This is a genomic window from Rhodoferax saidenbachensis (genome assembly GCF_031457975.1).
GTDB classification, from domain to species: Bacteria; Pseudomonadota; Gammaproteobacteria; order Burkholderiales; family Burkholderiaceae_C; genus Allorhodoferax; species Allorhodoferax saidenbachensis_A.
Window position 1 is genome coordinate 188,375 of sequence record NZ_JAVDXO010000001.1, and the last position, 14,889, is coordinate 203,263.

Annotated in this window: 17 protein-coding genes; 7 read left to right on the plus strand and 10 right to left on the minus strand. The window is 63.9% G+C overall.

Annotation, left to right across the window (positions count from 1 at the left end; genetic code table 11):
• Nucleotides 1–15 precede the first annotated feature (15 nt).
• From nusB to J2X15_RS00935, 6 genes are all read right to left on the minus strand, one after another.
• Entirely contained in the window at nt 16–558 is a 543-nt protein-coding gene (nusB, locus tag J2X15_RS00910) for a transcription antitermination factor NusB (RefSeq protein ID WP_310338507.1), read from the minus strand.
• A complete protein-coding gene (ribH, locus tag J2X15_RS00915; protein WP_310338509.1) occupies nt 558–1,025 on the minus strand; it encodes a 6,7-dimethyl-8-ribityllumazine synthase in 468 nt (155 codons plus the stop codon). Before ribH ends, nusB begins: the two co-directional genes overlap by 1 nt.
• Before the next feature lie 13 nt (nt 1,026–1,038).
• The gene (gene ribBA / locus J2X15_RS00920; protein ID WP_310338512.1) at nt 1,039–2,154 is read right to left on the minus strand and encodes a bifunctional 3,4-dihydroxy-2-butanone-4-phosphate synthase/GTP cyclohydrolase II; all 1,116 of its coding nucleotides are present in this window, start codon (nt 2,152–2,154) and stop codon (nt 1,039–1,041) included.
• Nucleotides 2,155–2,257: 103 nt separating this feature from the next.
• Nucleotides 2,258–2,662: an RNA-binding S4 domain-containing protein gene (locus J2X15_RS00925; protein ID WP_310338514.1), complete on the minus strand. Its 405-nt coding sequence runs from the start codon at nt 2,660–2,662 to the stop codon at nt 2,258–2,260.
• 10 nt (nt 2,663–2,672) lie between these two features.
• Nucleotides 2,673–4,097 carry a sensor histidine kinase gene (locus J2X15_RS00930; RefSeq protein ID WP_310338517.1) on the minus strand — a complete coding sequence of 475 codons (1,425 nt, stop codon included), beginning with the start codon at nt 4,095–4,097 and terminating at the stop codon, nt 2,673–2,675.
• A 1-nt stretch (nt 4,098) separates the two neighbouring features.
• The gene (locus tag J2X15_RS00935; RefSeq protein WP_310338520.1) at nt 4,099–4,773 is read right to left on the minus strand and encodes a response regulator transcription factor; all 675 of its coding nucleotides are present in this window, start codon (nt 4,771–4,773) and stop codon (nt 4,099–4,101) included.
• 115 nt (nt 4,774–4,888) lie between these two features.
• Here J2X15_RS00935 and J2X15_RS00940 point away from each other — a divergent pair, with 115 nt between their 5' ends.
• Genes J2X15_RS00940 through J2X15_RS00950 form a run of 3 tightly spaced genes read left to right on the plus strand, consistent with a single transcriptional unit; the run spans nt 4,889 to nt 7,862 of the window.
• On the plus strand, nt 4,889–5,848 hold the full coding sequence (locus J2X15_RS00940; protein ID WP_310338522.1) for a Bug family tripartite tricarboxylate transporter substrate binding protein: 960 nt from the start codon (nt 4,889–4,891) through the stop codon (nt 5,846–5,848).
• Complete coding sequence (locus J2X15_RS00945; RefSeq protein WP_310338524.1) at nt 5,848–6,357, plus strand: tripartite tricarboxylate transporter TctB family protein; 510 nt, start codon at nt 5,848–5,850, stop codon at nt 6,355–6,357. The genes J2X15_RS00940 and J2X15_RS00945 overlap by 1 nt, the downstream gene beginning before the upstream one ends.
• On the plus strand, nt 6,357–7,862 hold the full coding sequence (locus J2X15_RS00950) for a tripartite tricarboxylate transporter permease (RefSeq protein ID WP_310338528.1): 1,506 nt from the start codon (nt 6,357–6,359) through the stop codon (nt 7,860–7,862). The genes J2X15_RS00945 and J2X15_RS00950 overlap by 1 nt, the downstream gene beginning before the upstream one ends.
• Nucleotides 7,863–7,973: 111 nt before the next feature.
• On the opposite strand, the gene J2X15_RS00955 is transcribed toward J2X15_RS00950, so the two are convergent.
• Nucleotides 7,974–8,759 (minus strand): TOBE domain-containing protein, encoded by a 786-nt coding sequence (locus J2X15_RS00955; RefSeq protein WP_310338530.1) that lies wholly within the window; start codon nt 8,757–8,759, stop codon nt 7,974–7,976.
• A 44-nt stretch (nt 8,760–8,803) separates the two neighbouring features.
• Here J2X15_RS00955 and modA point away from each other — a divergent pair, with 44 nt between their 5' ends.
• The 4 genes from modA to J2X15_RS00975 all read left to right on the plus strand — a co-directional run bounded on the left by modA (nt 8,804) and on the right by J2X15_RS00975 (nt 13,061).
• Entirely contained in the window at nt 8,804–9,562 is a 759-nt protein-coding gene (modA, locus tag J2X15_RS00960; RefSeq protein ID WP_310338534.1) for a molybdate ABC transporter substrate-binding protein, read from the plus strand.
• Nucleotides 9,552–10,229: a molybdate ABC transporter permease subunit gene (modB, locus tag J2X15_RS00965; protein ID WP_409034233.1), complete on the plus strand. Its 678-nt coding sequence runs from the start codon at nt 9,552–9,554 to the stop codon at nt 10,227–10,229. The genes modA and modB overlap by 11 nt, the downstream gene beginning before the upstream one ends.
• Nucleotides 10,226–11,326, plus strand: a complete 1,101-nt coding sequence (gene modC, locus J2X15_RS00970; protein ID WP_310338540.1) for a molybdenum ABC transporter ATP-binding protein — start codon at nt 10,226–10,228, stop codon at nt 11,324–11,326. Before modB ends, modC begins: the two co-directional genes overlap by 4 nt.
• A 106-nt stretch (nt 11,327–11,432) precedes the next feature.
• Entirely contained in the window at nt 11,433–13,061 is a 1,629-nt protein-coding gene (locus J2X15_RS00975) for a GGDEF domain-containing protein (protein WP_310338542.1), read from the plus strand.
• Nucleotides 13,062–13,073: 12 nt separating this feature from the next.
• Here J2X15_RS00975 and J2X15_RS00980 read toward each other — a convergent pair whose 3' ends face one another.
• From J2X15_RS00980 to J2X15_RS00990, 3 genes are read right to left on the minus strand one after another with little or no spacing between them, the layout of a single operon-like run.
• Nucleotides 13,074–13,709: a LysE family translocator gene (locus J2X15_RS00980; protein ID WP_310338545.1), complete on the minus strand. Its 636-nt coding sequence runs from the start codon at nt 13,707–13,709 to the stop codon at nt 13,074–13,076.
• Nucleotides 13,710–13,736: 27 nt separating this feature from the next.
• Nucleotides 13,737–13,982, minus strand: a complete 246-nt coding sequence (locus tag J2X15_RS00985) for a SlyX family protein (protein ID WP_409034234.1) — start codon at nt 13,980–13,982, stop codon at nt 13,737–13,739.
• Entirely contained in the window at nt 13,979–14,560 is a 582-nt protein-coding gene (locus J2X15_RS00990) for a hypothetical protein (RefSeq protein WP_310338548.1), read from the minus strand. The genes J2X15_RS00985 and J2X15_RS00990 overlap by 4 nt, the downstream gene beginning before the upstream one ends.
• Nucleotides 14,561–14,889: the final 329 nt, after the last annotated feature.

Consider the following 14,889-nt stretch of genomic DNA (forward strand, 5'->3'; position numbering starts at 1 on the left):
GTGCGCGGCCGCCCATCAGGCCTTGCGGGGTGTCTTGGCCTTGTCGGCTTCCACTTCCAGGGTGCGCAGGCTGGGCGCCAGACCGTTGAGCACGCCGTTCACGTACTTGTGGCCATCGGTGCCGCCAAATTCCTTGGCCAGTTCCACGCACTCGTTGAGCACCACGCGCCATGGCACATCCAGGCAGTGCTGGAATTCGTACACGCCAATCCACAACACGGCGCGCTCCACCGGCGAGATCTCGGCCAGCGGGCGGTCTAGCAGCGGAACAATGAGTGCATCGAGCTGGTCGGCTTGCTCTACGCAGCCGTGCAGCAGCGCGTCAAAGTGGGCCGCATCGGCCTTGCTGAAGCCAGCCAGGTCGCGCGTGAACGGGTCGATCTCCTCCACCGTGTTGCGGCCCACCAGGCTTTGGTACAGGCCTTGCAGTGCAAATTCGCGCGCACGGGTGCGGTTGGATTTGCCGGCGGCCTTGCGGGCGCCGGTGGCCGTCAGCCCGGTGCGGGACTGGCGGGGAGGGCGCTTGGCCGCGGCGGAGGAAGAGGGGGTGTCGCTCATTAAATGCTTTCCAGCAGGTTCGCCATTTCCACCGCCACGCGGGCTGCATCGCGGCCTTTTTCGTCTTGGCGGGCAATGGCTTGGGGCATGTCTTCGGTGGTCAAAATCGCGTTGGCGATGGGAAGTTGGTAGTCCAGCGCCAGGCGGGTTACGGCAGAGCCAGATTCGTTGGCCACCAGCTCAAAGTGGTAGGTCTCGCCGCGGATGATGCAGCCCAGGGCGATCAGCGCGTCGTATTTGCCTTTTTCGGCCATGGCCTGCAGGGCCACGGGAACTTCCAATGCGCCGGGCACGGTCACGTGGTCAATATCCTTATCCGATACGCCTAGTGCGACCAGCTCGGCTTTGCAGGCGGCGGCCAGTGCGTCAGTCACACTGGCGTTGAAACGTGCCTGCACGATGCCGATAGAGAGTTTTTTGCCGTTTAAACGGTCTTCGGCAGTGGTGCCTTTGTCTGCGCCAAACATAGTGGAGTCTTCCTTATTTACAGATATAGCCGACGATTTCCAGGCCGTAGCCCGTCACGCTGGGCATGCGGCGCGGGCTGCCCATCAGTTGTACCTTGTGCACACCACATTGCAGCAGGATCTGCGCGCCAATGCCGTAGGTGCGCAGGTCGATGCGGCCGCGCTCGGGCGCTTGCGATGCACGGGCTGTGCCTTCAAATTGGGCCAGCAGTTGTTCGCCGGTTTCACCGCAGTTCAGCAGCACCAGCACGCCCTTGCCTTCCTTGGCAATGTGGGCCAGCGCGGTGTCCAGGCTCCAGCTGTGCATGGAGCGGTTGATTTCCAGCGCGTCCAGCACCGACAACGGCTCGTGCACGCGGGCCGGCACCACGGTGTCGGCCGTCCAGCTGCCTTTGACCAGGGCCAGGTGCACGCCTTGGCCCGTGGTGTCGCGGAAGGCGTGGGCGGTGAATTCGCCGTAGGCGGTTTGCATGGGGCGCACGCCCAGCTTTTCGATCAGCGATTCGTTGCGGCTGCGGTGTTCGATCAGGTCGGCAATCGTGCCGATCTTCAGTCCGTGCTCGGCGGCAAACAGCTGCAGGTCAGGCAGGCGGGCCATGGTGCCGTCGTCCTTCATGATCTCGCAGATCACGGCGGCGGGCGTGCAGCCGGCCATGGCTGACAGGTCGCAACCGGCTTCGGTGTGGCCTGCGCGCATGAGCACGCCGCCGTCCACCGCCTGCAGCGGGAAGATGTGGCCGGGCTGCACCAGATCATTGGCCACGGCATTTTTTGCCACGGCGGCCTGCACGGTGCGGGCGCGGTCGGCGGCGGAGATGCCTGTGGTCACGCCCTCGGCGGCTTCAATGGAGACGGTGAAGGCGGTGCTGTGCTTGGTGCCATTGCGCGTGGCCATGGGGGGCAATTTCAGCAGCTCGCAGCGCTCACGGGTCAGGGTCAGGCAGATCAGGCCACGGCCAAACTTGGCCATGAAGTTGATGGCGTCGGCCGTCACATGGTCGGCCGCCAGGACCAGGTCGCCTTCGTTTTCGCGGTCTTCTTCGTCCACCAGGATGACCATGCGACCCGCGCGCATGTCGGCGACGATGTCTTCAACCGGGGAAATGGGGACGGGGGAGAGGGCGGTCATGGAAAAACAGCTTTCATGGTGTGTGCTGCCGGCACGCTGGGCCAAGCCAGGTTCGGCGGAACGCAATTATCGCCGCAATCCATACGCTGGCGCCGCTGTAGGGTCAGGAGTCTATGGACGCGCTCCAGCGCGAATCCCAGCCCTTTTGCAGCTCGCGCCGGTCCTTTTTGGTGGGGCGGCCATGCTCGATGGCGTGGGCCGGTTCGGCGGCCAGGCGGTTGCGCTCGGCCATCTCGGTGCGCTTGGTCACGCTCTCAGGCGTTTCTTCGTACAACTGCTGCGCCACGGGGGCCGGTCCGCGCTGCTCGCTCACGCCCTTGACCACCACGGTGCGCGGGATCTTGGCCTGCCAGATGGTCACCACGTCACCCGCCCGGATTTCCTTGGAGGGTTTGACGTCATGCTGCGACATTTGCACATGGCCCTTGTTGACCTCGTCGGTGGCCAGCGAGCGAGTTTTGAAGAAGCGGGCGGCCCAAAGCCACTTGTCGATGCGGGTGGATTCCATGGTGTGAGCGTCAGTGTAACGACGTGGGCCGGTACAGCGGCAGGCGCACGCTGGCGTCCAGCCCGGTGAGCAGGCCGTGCGCATAGCGGTTGGTCAGTTGGATGCTGCCCCCCAGGGCCTGGACCATCTCGCGCGTGATGGTCAGGCCCAGGCCGGAGCCTGAATGGGCGTGACCCGCCGCAAACGGCTGAAACAGGCGCATGCGCAGCTCGTCCGAGATACCGGGGCCGCTGTCGTGGATGGTGAGTTCGGCCATTCCATCGGTCAGCGCCATCTGCACGTTCAGGCGGCCGCCGTGGGCCGTCAGGCGCACCGCGTTGTGCAGCAGGTTGCGCGCCATTTCACGCAGCATCCATTCGTGGGCATGCACCCGGCAGGGCACGGTGTGGATGTCAAAGTCCAGGTCTTTCTCGGCAATCAGGGGGGCCACATCCAGTGCTACTGCGCGCACCGCGTCGGACCAGTCCATGGGTGCAAAGTCCTGCTGCTGCTTGACCTGCTCCACCTTGGCCAGCGACAGCATCTGGTTGGCCAACTGGGTGGCGCGGTCCACGGTGACCTGAATCTCCTGCAGCGCCTCAGTCTGGTCCACATCGCCCCGCAGGGCGGATTGCACCTGCACCTTGAGCACGGCCAGCGGCGTGCGCAACTGGTGGGCGGCGTCACGCACAAAGCGCTTTTGGTGGTCCAGCAGGTGCTGCAGGCGCTGCATGACCTGGTTGGTCGCGTCGGTCAGTGGACGAATCTCACGCGGCAGGTCAGACGCCTCCAGCAGCGTCAGGTCGTCTTCCGAGCGCTGCTGCAGGTTGCTGCTCAGGCGCCGCACGGGGCGTGTCACCCGCTGCACCACGATCAGCACCACCGCGGTAATCACGGTGATCAGAATGGCCTGGCGTTGCAGCGTGTCGACCAGGATCTGCCGCGCCAGCGTGCGGCGCAGCTCCAGGGTTTCGGCCACCTGCACCATGGCCATGGTGCGCTCGCGCCCGCTGGCCACGGGTTGCAGCAACACGGCCACGCGCACTGCGTCGCCGCGGAAGCTGTCGTCGTAAAAGTCCACCAGCGCCGCATACGGCCCCTGGTTGGGCAGGGTGCCGCGCCAGGCGGCGAGGTCGGCATCGCCGTCCACCCAAGCGCCCTTGGCATCGGACACGCGGTAGACCATGCGGCTGCGGTTGTCGGCTTCAAAGGCTTCCAGCGCGGAGTAGGGCACCAGCGCCCGCAGGCGGGCCTGACTGCCTTCGCCTTCAATGTCCAGCAACTCGCCAATGGCCTTGGCCGATGCCAGCAGCGTGCGGTCGTACGCAGTGTTGACGGCGCCCAGTGCCTGGCGGTACAGGCTGATGGTGTCCACCACCACGAACAGCAGAATGGGCAACAAAATACCCAGCAGCAGGCTTCGGCGCAGCGACAGACTGGTCGCGGGGCCTGTCATCTCAGGCGGCCACTTTCAGCAGGTAGCCCAGGCCGCGCAGGGTAACGAGTTGCACGCCTGTAGCACTGAGCTTTTTGCGCAGGCGGTAGACCACCACCTCAATCGCTTCAAACTGCACATCGGCCTCGCCCGGAAACACCACTTCAAACAGGCGTTCCTTGGGCACGGCGTGCCCGGGACGGGCCATGAGGGCGGACATCAGGGCCAGCTCGCGCGGGGTCAGGTCCAGCACCTCATGGCGGTGGTAGATCGCGCCGCTGGCGCGGTCCAGCCGCAGGCTGCCCACCTGGGCGTCGCCCCCGGCTGCTATGGCGCCGCCGTGGCGGCGGTGCAGGGCGCGCACGCGGGCTTCGAGTTCGTCCAGGTCAAAGGGTTTAGGCAGGTAATCGTCGGCGCCGGCGTTCAGGCCCAGCACCTTGTCGCCCACGGTGCCACGGGCGGTCAATATGAGTACCGGCGTCTTGAGGCCGGCCGCACGCGCATCCTTGAGCACGTCCAGGCCGTCGCGTCCGGGCAGGCTCAGGTCCAGCACCACCACGTCAGGCTCCAGCGTTTGCCAGGCGGCAAGGGCCTGCGCGCCATCGCTGCACACATCCACCCGCAGCCGGGCACGCACCAGGCTGCGCTGGAGTGTGGTGTGCAGGGCAGCGTCGTCTTCAATCAGCAGCAAATGCATGGCAGGACAGCGGGGTGGCGGGCGGAAACTGGGGTTTTTACCTAGAAAAAAGGACAGCCGTTTGACAGGCTCGCCACGCATCATAGGTGCTGTCATCACACAAAGGAGACTCCCCATGCGTCGCGATACTTTCCTCAAATCCATGGCCGTGCTGGCCGCTGCCGGTGCCTTGCCCCTGACCGCTCGTGCGGCCGCCAACCTGAAAATGATGATTCCGGCCAACCCCGGTGGTGGCTGGGACGGAACCGGTCGTGCCCTGGGCAAGGCCATGATCGACGCCAAGGTGGCAGATACGGTGCAGTACGAAAACAAGGGCGGTGCAGCCGGCGTGATCGGCCTGGCCCAGTTTGTCAACGCCAGCAAGGGCGATGTGAACTCCATCATGATCACCGGCGCGGTGATGGTGGGCGGCATCATCACCGGCAAGCCCGCTGTGTCCCTGGACAAGGCCACACCCATTGCCCGCATCACCAGCGAGTACAACGTGTTTGTGGTGCCAGCCGACTCCCCCCTGAAGACCATGAAGGACGTGGTCGCCCAGATGCAAAAAGACCCTGGCAGCGTGAAGTGGGGCGGTGGCTCGCGCGGCTCTACCGAGCACATCTGCGCCTCCATGCTGGCCACCAAAGTGGGCGTGGACCCCAAGAAGGTCAACTACGTGGCCTTCCGTGGCGGCGGCGAAGCCACTGCGGCCATTTTGGGCGGCAACGTCACCGTGGGTGGCAGCGGCTACAGCGAGTTTGCGGAGTACATCACCGCGGGCAAGATGCGCGCCATTGGCGTGACGTCGGAAAAACGCCTGCCCGGCATCAACGTGCCCACCATGAAGGAGCAGGGCTTTGACGTGGTGCTGGGTAACTGGCGTGCGGTCTATGGCGCGCCCGGCATTACCCCCGAGCAACGTGCCGAGTTGACCGACCTGGTGGTGAAGGCCACCAAGTCCAAGTCTTGGGCCGAGTCGCTGGAGAAAAACGGCTGGACCCCCGCACTGCTGACCGGCAAGGCTTTTGACGACTTTGTGGACAACGAATTCGCCAGCCTGCGCGGCATCATGCACCTGTCGGGAATGGTCTGATGCTGCAAACCACCCAACTGCGCCAGCAGATGCTGGTGGGGGTGGGCGTCTTGGTGCTGGCCGTTGGGCTGGCCATCGGCGCCTGGATCATCCCCTCGGAGGCCGGCTATGCCGGTATCGGGCCCGACTTTTTGCCCTGGTTGGTGTCACTGGCCTTGCTGGCCTGCGGTGGCTTTCTGGTGTGGGAAGCGGCCACGGGCGGCTTTCGTGACATGGATGACGCCGACGGAGACGAGCCACCCTACTGGATGGGCTTTGTCTGGATGTCGGCAGGGCTGCTGATCAACGCGGCCCTGATCACCACCATCGGGTTTGTCTTTAGCTGTGCGCTGTGCTTTGTGCTGGCGTCTCGCGGTATGCGGCAGGCGCAGGGCAAGGCAGGCAATGGCCTACGGCCCTGGCTGCTGGACGCTGTGGTGGGGCTGCTGATCTCCGCCCCGGTGTACTGGATGTTTACCAAGTTCCTGGCCATTAACTTGCCAGGCTTGACTCAAAGTGGATGGCTGTGATGGATATCTGGAACCAACTTTTACAGGGCTTCATTACGGCGGGCACGCCGGTGAACCTGCTGTGGGCCTTTGTGGGCTGCGCACTCGGCACGGCCGTGGGCGTGCTGCCCGGCATTGGCCCGGCCACCGCCGTGGCTATGCTGCTGCCCATCACCACCAAGGTGGACGCAACGGCCTCGATGATCTTCTTCGCCGGTATTTACTACGGCGCGATGTACGGTGGCTCGACCACCTCCATCCTGCTCAACACGCCCGGTGAAACCGCCAGCATGGTCACGGCCATGGAGGGCAACAAGATGGCCAAGAGCGGCCGCGCTGGTGCGGCCCTGGCCACCTCGGCCATCGGCTCGTTTGTGGCCGGCACCATTGCCACCATCGTGGTCACGCTGTTTGCGCCTGTGGTGGCGGAATACGCCGTTAAGTTGGGCCCCCCAGAGTACTTTTGCCTGATGCTGCTGGCCTTCACCACGGTGAGCGCGGTACTGGGCCAGAGCACGGTGCGGGGTCTGACGGCCTTGTTTGTGGGCCTGGCGGCCGGCTTGATCGGCATGGACCAGATCACCGGCCAGGCGCGCTACACGGGCAATGTGCCCGAACTGCTGGACGGTGTGGAAATCGTGCTGGTGGCGGTGGGCTTGTTTGCCGTGTCCGAGGCGCTGCACGCCGTGCTATTTGAAGGCAAGGTGGTTGAGTCCGAGAACAAGATGAGCCGGGTCACCATGACGAAGAGCGACTGGAAGCGCTCTATCCCGGCGTGGATTCGCGGTACCGCCATCGGGGCGCCGTTTGGTTGCATTCCCGCGGGCGGCACCGAGATTCCGACCTTCCTGAGCTACGCCACTGAAAAGAAACTTGCCAAGGGTGAAAACCAGGCCGAATTCGGCAGCAAAGGCGCTATCGAAGGCGTGGCCGGCCCCGAGGCGGCCAACAACGCCACGGTGACGACCGCGCTGATCCCGCTGCTGACGCTGGGCATTCCGGTGTCCAACACCACGGCCATCCTGCTGGGCGCGTTCCAGAACTACGGCATCCAGCCCGGCCCGCAGCTGTTCAGCAGCTCGTCGGCCCTGGTGTGGGCGCTGATCGCATCGCTCTACATCGGCAACGTGATGCTGTTGGTGCTGAACCTGCCGCTGGTGGGCCTGTGGGTCAAGCTGCTCAAGGTGCCCAAGGCCCAGTTGTACGCTGGCATCCTGATCTTTGCCACGGTGGGTACCTACGGCATGCGCCAGAGCGCGTTTGACCTGTTCCTGCTGTACGGCATTGGCGTGCTGGGCTTGGTGATGCGGCGCTTCAGCTTCCCCACCGCACCCGTGATCGTGGGCATGATCCTGGGCCCCTTGGCCGAGGCCCAGCTGCGCAACGCTATGTCGATCGGCGAGGGCAGTGCCCTGATCTTCCTGCAGCGCCCTGTGTCGCTGATCCTGCTGATCATCGTGTTGGCGGTTCTGGTGCTGCCCCGCGTGGCCAAGCATTTCTCGAAAAAGTCTGCGTTAGCCGCCTGAGCCTGCGCTTAGGCATTAAAAGGAGCTGTAGCCCGCGTGGAATATGCGGGACCAGCTCCTTTTTTCATAGCGTATCCAACTGTCTTCCGCGGTCATTGGCCGCATGCCCGCCTAGCTATCGATCGCCAGCACCACGGCCGCATCGTCAAACACCACCACGGCGGCCTGACCCACCTTGAGCTGCAGGCCTGCTGCGGCAAAGCCCACCATCTGCAGGCCGCAGGCCAGCGTCAGCACCACTTCGTCCCCCGCGGTAGAGCGCGCCAACCGCGCCACCGTGCCATGCAACCGGTTGGGCAAGGTTGCTGCCTTGGCGGGGGCGGCCACCACGGCCACCGCCGTGGCCTTGGCCAGCGCCAACACCTCGTTGCCCACCGCCAGACTCAGCAGCTCCGCGCTTTCACGCGTGATGCGGGAGACCAGGGTGCTGCCGTCGCTCAGGCCCAGGCGCACCTGCATGGCACGCCCGGCGCGCTGCAGCGCCAGCACCTGGCAGGGCAACTGGTTGCGCATGCTGGTGCGCAGGCCTAACCCGGCCAGGCGAGGCACCACGCCCGTTTGTGCATCACTGCGCTGCGCCACCTGGGCCAGCGCCTGATGGCGCAGTGCGGCCAGCGTGTCGGCGGCATCCAGCAGTTGGCGGCCCGTGGCCGTGAGCTGCGCGCCGCCACCGCCACTGCCGCCCACGGTGCGCTCCACCAGCGGGGCGCCGGCCAGGTTGGTCAGCGTGTCAATGGCTTGCCAGGCGGCCTTGTAGCTCACGTCGGCGCCGCGCGCGGCTTCAGAAATCGAGCCCACCTGGCCAATGCGGCGCAGGATGTCCAGCCGCTTGTCAGCGACCTCGTGGCCCAGCGCACCAGCCAACGCGGAGCCGCTCAAAGGAGAAGAAGTTGTCATGCTGGCTATGCTACGCTATCCTTTTTTGGAATAGCGAAATTTCCATGACTCCGATCAAATCTATTCTGCGCTGGGCCGGTGTGCTGGCCCTGCTTGCGAGCAACGCCCTGCATGCCGAAGAAGTGACGGTGGCTGTGGCTGCCAACTTCAGCGCTCCGGTGCAAAAAATTGCCGCGGCCTTTGCTGCGGCCACCGGCCACAAGGCCACGGTGGTGGTGGGGTCCACCGGCAAGCTGTACGCGCAGATCAAGAACGGCGCGCCCTTCCAGGTGCTGCTGTCGGCGGACGATGAAACGCCCACGCGCCTGGGCAAAGAGGGGGCGGGCGTGGCGGCATCGCAATTCACCTATGCCACGGGCCGCCTGGTGCTGTGGAGCCGCCAGAGCGGTGTGGTGGACGACAAGGGCGAGGTGCTGCGCAGCGGCCGCTTTGAGCACCTGGCACTGGCCGACCCGAAGCTTGCACCTTATGGTGCTGCCGCTGTGGAGGTGATGACCAAGCTGGGCGTGGCCGCCAGCCTGGGCCCGAAGCTGGTGCAGGGTGAAAGCATTGGCCAGACCTACCAATTTGTGTCCTCCGGCAACGCTACGTTGGGTTTTGTGGCGCTGTCGCAGGTGATGGTGGACGGCAAAATTGCCGAGGGCTCGGCCTGGGTGGTGCCCACGAACTTGCACACGCCGCTGCGCCAGGATGCCATCGTGCTGAACGCTGGCAAAGACAACGCGGCGACTGCGGCCTTCATGGTCTTTCTGCGCAGCGATGCGGCCAAGGCGGTGATCCGCAGCTTTGGTTATGAGCCCTGACGACCTGGGTGCCATCGGGCTGACCTTGCGTCTGGCCACGCTGAGCACCTGCCTGCTGTTGCTGCTGGCCACGCCGTTGGCGTGGTGGCTGGCGCGCACGGCCTCGCGCTGGCGCGGGCCGGTGGGCGCGGTGGTGGCGTTGCCGCTGGTGCTGCCGCCCACGGTGTTGGGCTTTTACCTGCTGGTGAGCCTGGGGCCGCAGGGGCCGATCGGCCAGCTTACGCAGGCCATGGGTCTTGGTCTGCTGCCGTTCACCTTTGCGGGCCTGGTGCTGGGCTCGGTGGTGTATTCGCTGCCGTTTGCGGTGCAGCCTTTGCAGTACGCGTTCGAGTCCATGGGCAACCGCCCCATGGAGGTGGCGGCTACGCTGCGTGCCAGCCCGCTCGATGCCTTTTTCACTGTGGCCGTGCCGTTGGCGCGTCCCGGCTTTGTCACCGCGGCGGTGTTGAGCTTTGCGCACACCGTAGGCGAGTTTGGTGTAGTGCTGATGCTGGGTGGCAATATCCCTGACAAAACCCGTGTGGTCTCCACCCAGATTTATGGCCATGTGGAAGCCCTGCAGTACACGCAGGCGCACTGGCTGTCCGCGGGCATGGTGCTGTTCTCCTTTGTGGTGCTGCTGGGCTTGGGCTGGCTCAACCCGCGGGGCAGCCGGTTGCGCACATGAACATGACCCCCCACCAGATTCGCCTGCGCCTGCCGCGCCCCGGGTTTACGCTGGATGTGGACCTGGCCTTGCCCGCGCGCGGCATCACCGTGCTGTTTGGCACCTCCGGCTCGGGCAAGACCACGGTGCTGCGTTGTGTGGCCGGGCTGGAACAGGCGGCCCAGGCGCATATCCACATCAATGGTCAGGTGTGGCAAGACGACGCAGAGGGCATCACACTGCCTGCCTGGCGCCGCCCCGTGGGCTATGTGTTTCAGGAGGCGAGTCTGTTCGACCACTTGGACGTGCGGGCCAACCTGGCCTATGCCCAAAAGCGTGCACGCCGTGGTGCAGGGCAGGGTGAGTCTTTGCTGGCGCTGGAGAATGCCATCGCGCTGTTGGGTCTGGAGCCGCTGCTACACCGCCGTACCCAGGCGCTGTCGGGCGGTGAGCGCCAGCGCGTGGCCATTGCCCGCGCACTGGCCACCCAGCCCGAGCTGCTGTTGCTGGACGAGCCTTTGGCCTCGCTGGACCCGGCGCGCCGTCAGGACATCCTGCCCTGGCTGGAGCGGCTGCGCGATGAGTTGCACATTCCCATGCTGTACGTCACCCACGCCATGGAGGAAGTCACCCGCCTGGCGGACACCCTGGTGGTGCTGGAGCAGGGCCAAGTGCGCGCTAGCGGCCCCACGGCGCGGGTGTTGGCCCAAGTGGATGGGCCCGTGCGCGTGGGTGAAGACGCTGCGGCGTTGTTAGACGGCCATGTGCTGGCGATAGACACCACTTGGCACCTCGCGCTCATTGCCTTTGACGGCGGCAGCGTGTGGATCAGTGACCCGGGCCTACCACAGGGTCATCGCGTGCGTCTGCGCGTGTTGGCACGGGATGTAAGCATTGCTACGCAGCCACCGGGTTACACAAGCATACAAAATGTGTTGCCATGTGTAGTTGTCACAATCGCGCCGGACACCCATCCGTCGCAGGCGGTCGTGCAACTGTCATGTGGCGCAACGCCCCTGTTGGCGCGGGTTACACAGCGGGCGGTGGACACTTTGGGGCTGTCGGTGGGGCAGTCCGTATGGGCCCAGGTGAAGGCATTGGCACTGGTTGGTTCGTAATCAACGGTTGCAAATTCACCCGTTTGGGGGAGTGACAGGTTCGGGTATAGGGGATTACCCTGCGCTATCAGCTTTTTTCAGGCCCAACGCCCCAACCATCGTGCTTATGTCCGCGTCCAACCTGCCCCCCGAGACAGTACCCGTGCTCTCGCTGTTGCTCCAGGCCCAGCGTGCACTGGACCGGGGCGACGTGGCCCAGAGTCAGTCGCTGTCCAAAGCCGCGTTGCAACACGCGCAAAACACCCTGGATCTGCAGGCCCAAGCCCAGGCGCTGCTGTGCCTGGCGCATGGGGACCGTATGGTGTCGCGTTTTCGTCGGGCGCAAGAAACCGCCCAACGTGCGGCTGCTTTGTTTCAATTGGTGGGGGACCTTGCGGGCGAGGCCGAGGCGCTGTCCGTCGTTGCCCACACCCTGAGCGTGATGGGGCACAGCGAAGAGGGTGTGGATGCGGCTTTGCTGGCGGCCAAACTCAACGAAGGCGGTGCACCGCTGCCGGTTGCCATGTCTTACAACTACCTGGGTGTGGCCTATGCCTGCGCCTGGAGCTTTGACAAGGCCGACGCCGCGCTGCAGTACGCCATCGATCTGCTCGATGCCAACGGCCTGTGGATCGAGTCGTACCTGCCGCGCATCAACCAGCGCGCCATGGAAATCACGCGCTGCTTTTTTGATCGCTACTACCACGGCGAATTTCGCTCCCTCAACCGGCTGACCGATCTGCGCCATGCCCACGCCCGTGCCGCCCAGGTACCCAGCAACTTGCTGGTGCTCCAGGGTGCCTTTGTGAAGACCCAGGTGATGCTGGGTCTGGTCGATGGTTTTGAAGCTTGCTGGTTGGGCCAGTGGGACCTGGCCCAACAAAACGCTGACTTTGCCCAAAGCGCCCAGGCGCGCGGTGACAGCAACCCGTCTGTCACGCTGATGGAAATCTGGCTGCGCACCGAAATTGCGTGGGCCCGTGAAGACTGGGCGCAGGCTGAAGCCCAGGCGCAGCGCATGCTGGAGCTGGCCAACCAGATCGACAACGAACATATGGTGGGCATTGCCTACTTGCTCAGCACCCAGGTGCTGTCGGCCCAGGGTAAAGACCGGCTGGCACAGGCCTTTTTACGCGCGCTCAAGCTGCGTGAGAACAACCTCCGCCTGGAGGCCATCCGCAGCCGCGAAGAACGCATTGAATGGCAACTCAAGGCCCGCGCCAATAATGCCAACGCCCGCAGGTTGGCGGAAGAAACCCAGCGCCTGCAGCAGTTGGCGCTGGAAGACGCGCTGACTGGTCTCTACAACCGCCGCCACTTGGAAGACATGGTGCCCGAAGTCCTACGCAAGGGCCAGGAGCGTCGCCTGTCACCCGCCATGGCGTTTGTGGATGTGGACCACTTCAAGCTCATCAATGACAACTTCTCGCACCGCGTGGGCGACTTGGTTTTGAAGTCCATCGCCAATATCCTGCGCAGCTTTGTGCGCGACGGCGATGTGCCGGTGCGCTTGGGGGGCGATGAGTTTGTGGTGGCCTTTGCGCACGTGGAGGAACGCGATGCCGAGGGCCTAGCCCAACGTATCCACGATGCCATCCGCAGCTTTGATTGGGATGGTTTACACCCAGGCTTGGAAGTCACCGCCAGCGTGGGCGTGGCCGGGGCCGAAGCAGGCGATGCGCTGGACACCTGGCTGCACCGCTGCGACCTCTGCATGTACCAGGAAAAAGACTCCAGGCGCCAAGGCCTGGCCTAGCCCGGTGAATCGTTAGCGCGTGCTGGCCATCAGCGCGGCAAAGCTTACAAACACCCCCCCAGTCACCCGGTTGAAGGTCTTCATCACACTGGCGCGGCGCAGATAGTGCGCCAGCTTCTTGCCGCTTGCGGCGTACACAAAATACCAACTCACTTCTATCACCGCAAAGGTGCCCAGCAAAATGGCGAACTGCAGCAACTGCGGTTGCTCGGGGTGGATGAATTGGGGGAAGAAGGCCGCAGCAAACAGAATGGCCTTGGGGTTGCTGGCCGCCACCAGCGCGCCTTGTCGGTACAGCGCCCAGGCGTTGGCCGGTGGTGCGGAGGCGGCAGTGGTGTCCGTAGGTGCTTCGGTGGTTTCTTGCACGGGCGAGCGCCAGACTTGCACGCCTAGGTAGGCCAGATAGCCGGCGCCCACCAGGCGCAAGGCGTCAAACACGGCAGGGAAGGCCTGCAGCAGCGCACCCAGCCCCGCGGCCGAGAGGCCCAGCATCAGCATCAGGGACGTCATACAACCCGCCATGCTGATCACGGCAGTGCGCAGCCCCTGGCGCGCGCTGGTGCTCATTACCAGCAGCATGTTCGGGCCGGGCGTGGCAGACACCACAAACGTCATCATCACAAACAACCACCAGGTTTGCAGGCTCATACGGGGCTCCGTTTAAACATTGAAAGGTTAGTAATGGGGTGGCAGCTCGTCACGCAAGTTGCGCGCCGTAGCCGGTTCGCTGGCCTGCTGGCGCAGGTGCGTGAGTTCACGAATCAGCAGGTCAATCTGCTCTTGCTGGCGAACAATGATCTTGTCGAGCTGGTCCAGCGCATCCTCGGCAAAGCTGGCCTTGATTTCCAGTTCGGTGATGCGTTGCTCGGTACGTTCGGTGGTGTCCATGGGGGTATTGGACACTATGTGACGGTTGGTCATCGCGGATCCATGACATCGAACTCGAACTGCACCGGGGCAGAATTCTCAATGAACGCGCTGATCAGGTAGTGGCCGGGAGGATCGCCACTAGCCACGTCCCAAGACTTCGAGATGGTGCCGTTGTAAATAGTCAGGGTCACATCCAGCGACATCGTCCTGCGATCTGCGGAGGTGCCGTACGGCTGGCCACCAGTGCCCCACGTCTTCGGGGCTTCCGGCAATGTCATGCGTTCGAGAACGCGCACCTTGCCAGTCATCTGGTTGAGCTTCAGGATCCATCCGTAGCCTTGGTTGACCACCAGAGGGACCGTGTTTGAAACCTTGAAGTCCAGCACGTCGTTGTTCGGGGCGAGCTTGAATAGCCCGAAGACCGCATCAAGCGGACATGCGCCATTGACTGTCGGAGCGGCCGCGCAAGCCTTGAAAACAGCCGCGTTGGATTCCGCAATGGATCTATGCGACGCCGCGGGAATCGGGGAGTCATTGAGCCTGCGCGACGAAGCGCTGGTAGTCTGCGCGTCAATGTGGGCGCAAGCGACAGCTGCGAAAAGAACAAGAAGCTGGCGAAGATATTTCATGTTGGATGCGGCTCGGCAAGAGACTGTCAGCACCGCGCTGAATGCAACAAAGTCTATCCGCAGATCGACGGCTTACTGGGTACTTTATCGCGCGCAATGCTTCGATATCTGCTGGCGATGCGTGCGGTCCGTCAACGGTTCGTACTTGAAGGACAGTCTTCAGTCTAGACGGATTCAGATTGAAAGTAGTTTCCCGGTCGCTCCATCAAAACCAATGTTGTTGCATTTTCGAGAGGGATGCGGCTGTGATTGGATGGCCAGAATTCGAACCAATAACTGAATCGATTCCACAGCTCGGGCACAGCGCAGTTGTTCCCATATCGAGTTGT

Bases quoted from the DNA above. Each gene is read 5' to 3' on its own strand.
- nusB (WP_310338507.1), bottom strand. From the start codon at position 558: ATGAGCGACACCCCCTCTTCCTCCGCCGCGGCCAAGCGCCCTCCCCGC.
- ribH (WP_310338509.1), bottom strand. From the start codon at position 1,025: ATGTTTGGCGCAGACAAAGGCACCACTGCCGAAGACCGTTTAAACGGC.
- ribBA (WP_310338512.1), bottom strand. From the start codon at position 2,154: ATGACCGCCCTCTCCCCCGTCCCCATTTCCCCGGTTGAAGACATCGTC.
- J2X15_RS00925 (WP_310338514.1), bottom strand. From the start codon at position 2,662: ATGGAATCCACCCGCATCGACAAGTGGCTTTGGGCCGCCCGCTTCTTC.
- J2X15_RS00930 (WP_310338517.1), bottom strand. From the start codon at position 4,097: ATGACAGGCCCCGCGACCAGTCTGTCGCTGCGCCGAAGCCTGCTGCTG.
- J2X15_RS00935 (WP_310338520.1), bottom strand. From the start codon at position 4,773: ATGCATTTGCTGCTGATTGAAGACGACGCTGCCCTGCACACCACACTC.
- J2X15_RS00940 (WP_310338522.1), top strand. From the start codon at position 4,889: ATGCGTCGCGATACTTTCCTCAAATCCATGGCCGTGCTGGCCGCTGCC.
- J2X15_RS00945 (WP_310338524.1), top strand. From the start codon at position 5,848: ATGCTGCAAACCACCCAACTGCGCCAGCAGATGCTGGTGGGGGTGGGC.
- J2X15_RS00950 (WP_310338528.1), top strand. From the start codon at position 6,357: ATGGATATCTGGAACCAACTTTTACAGGGCTTCATTACGGCGGGCACG.
- J2X15_RS00955 (WP_310338530.1), bottom strand. From the start codon at position 8,759: ATGACAACTTCTTCTCCTTTGAGCGGCTCCGCGTTGGCTGGTGCGCTG.
- modA (WP_310338534.1), top strand. From the start codon at position 8,804: ATGACTCCGATCAAATCTATTCTGCGCTGGGCCGGTGTGCTGGCCCTG.
- modB (WP_409034233.1), top strand. From the start codon at position 9,552: ATGAGCCCTGACGACCTGGGTGCCATCGGGCTGACCTTGCGTCTGGCC.
- modC (WP_310338540.1), top strand. From the start codon at position 10,226: ATGAACATGACCCCCCACCAGATTCGCCTGCGCCTGCCGCGCCCCGGG.
- J2X15_RS00975 (WP_310338542.1), top strand. From the start codon at position 11,433: ATGTCCGCGTCCAACCTGCCCCCCGAGACAGTACCCGTGCTCTCGCTG.
- J2X15_RS00980 (WP_310338545.1), bottom strand. From the start codon at position 13,709: ATGAGCCTGCAAACCTGGTGGTTGTTTGTGATGATGACGTTTGTGGTG.
- J2X15_RS00985 (WP_409034234.1), bottom strand. From the start codon at position 13,982: ATGACCAACCGTCACATAGTGTCCAATACCCCCATGGACACCACCGAA.
- J2X15_RS00990 (WP_310338548.1), bottom strand. From the start codon at position 14,560: ATGAAATATCTTCGCCAGCTTCTTGTTCTTTTCGCAGCTGTCGCTTGC.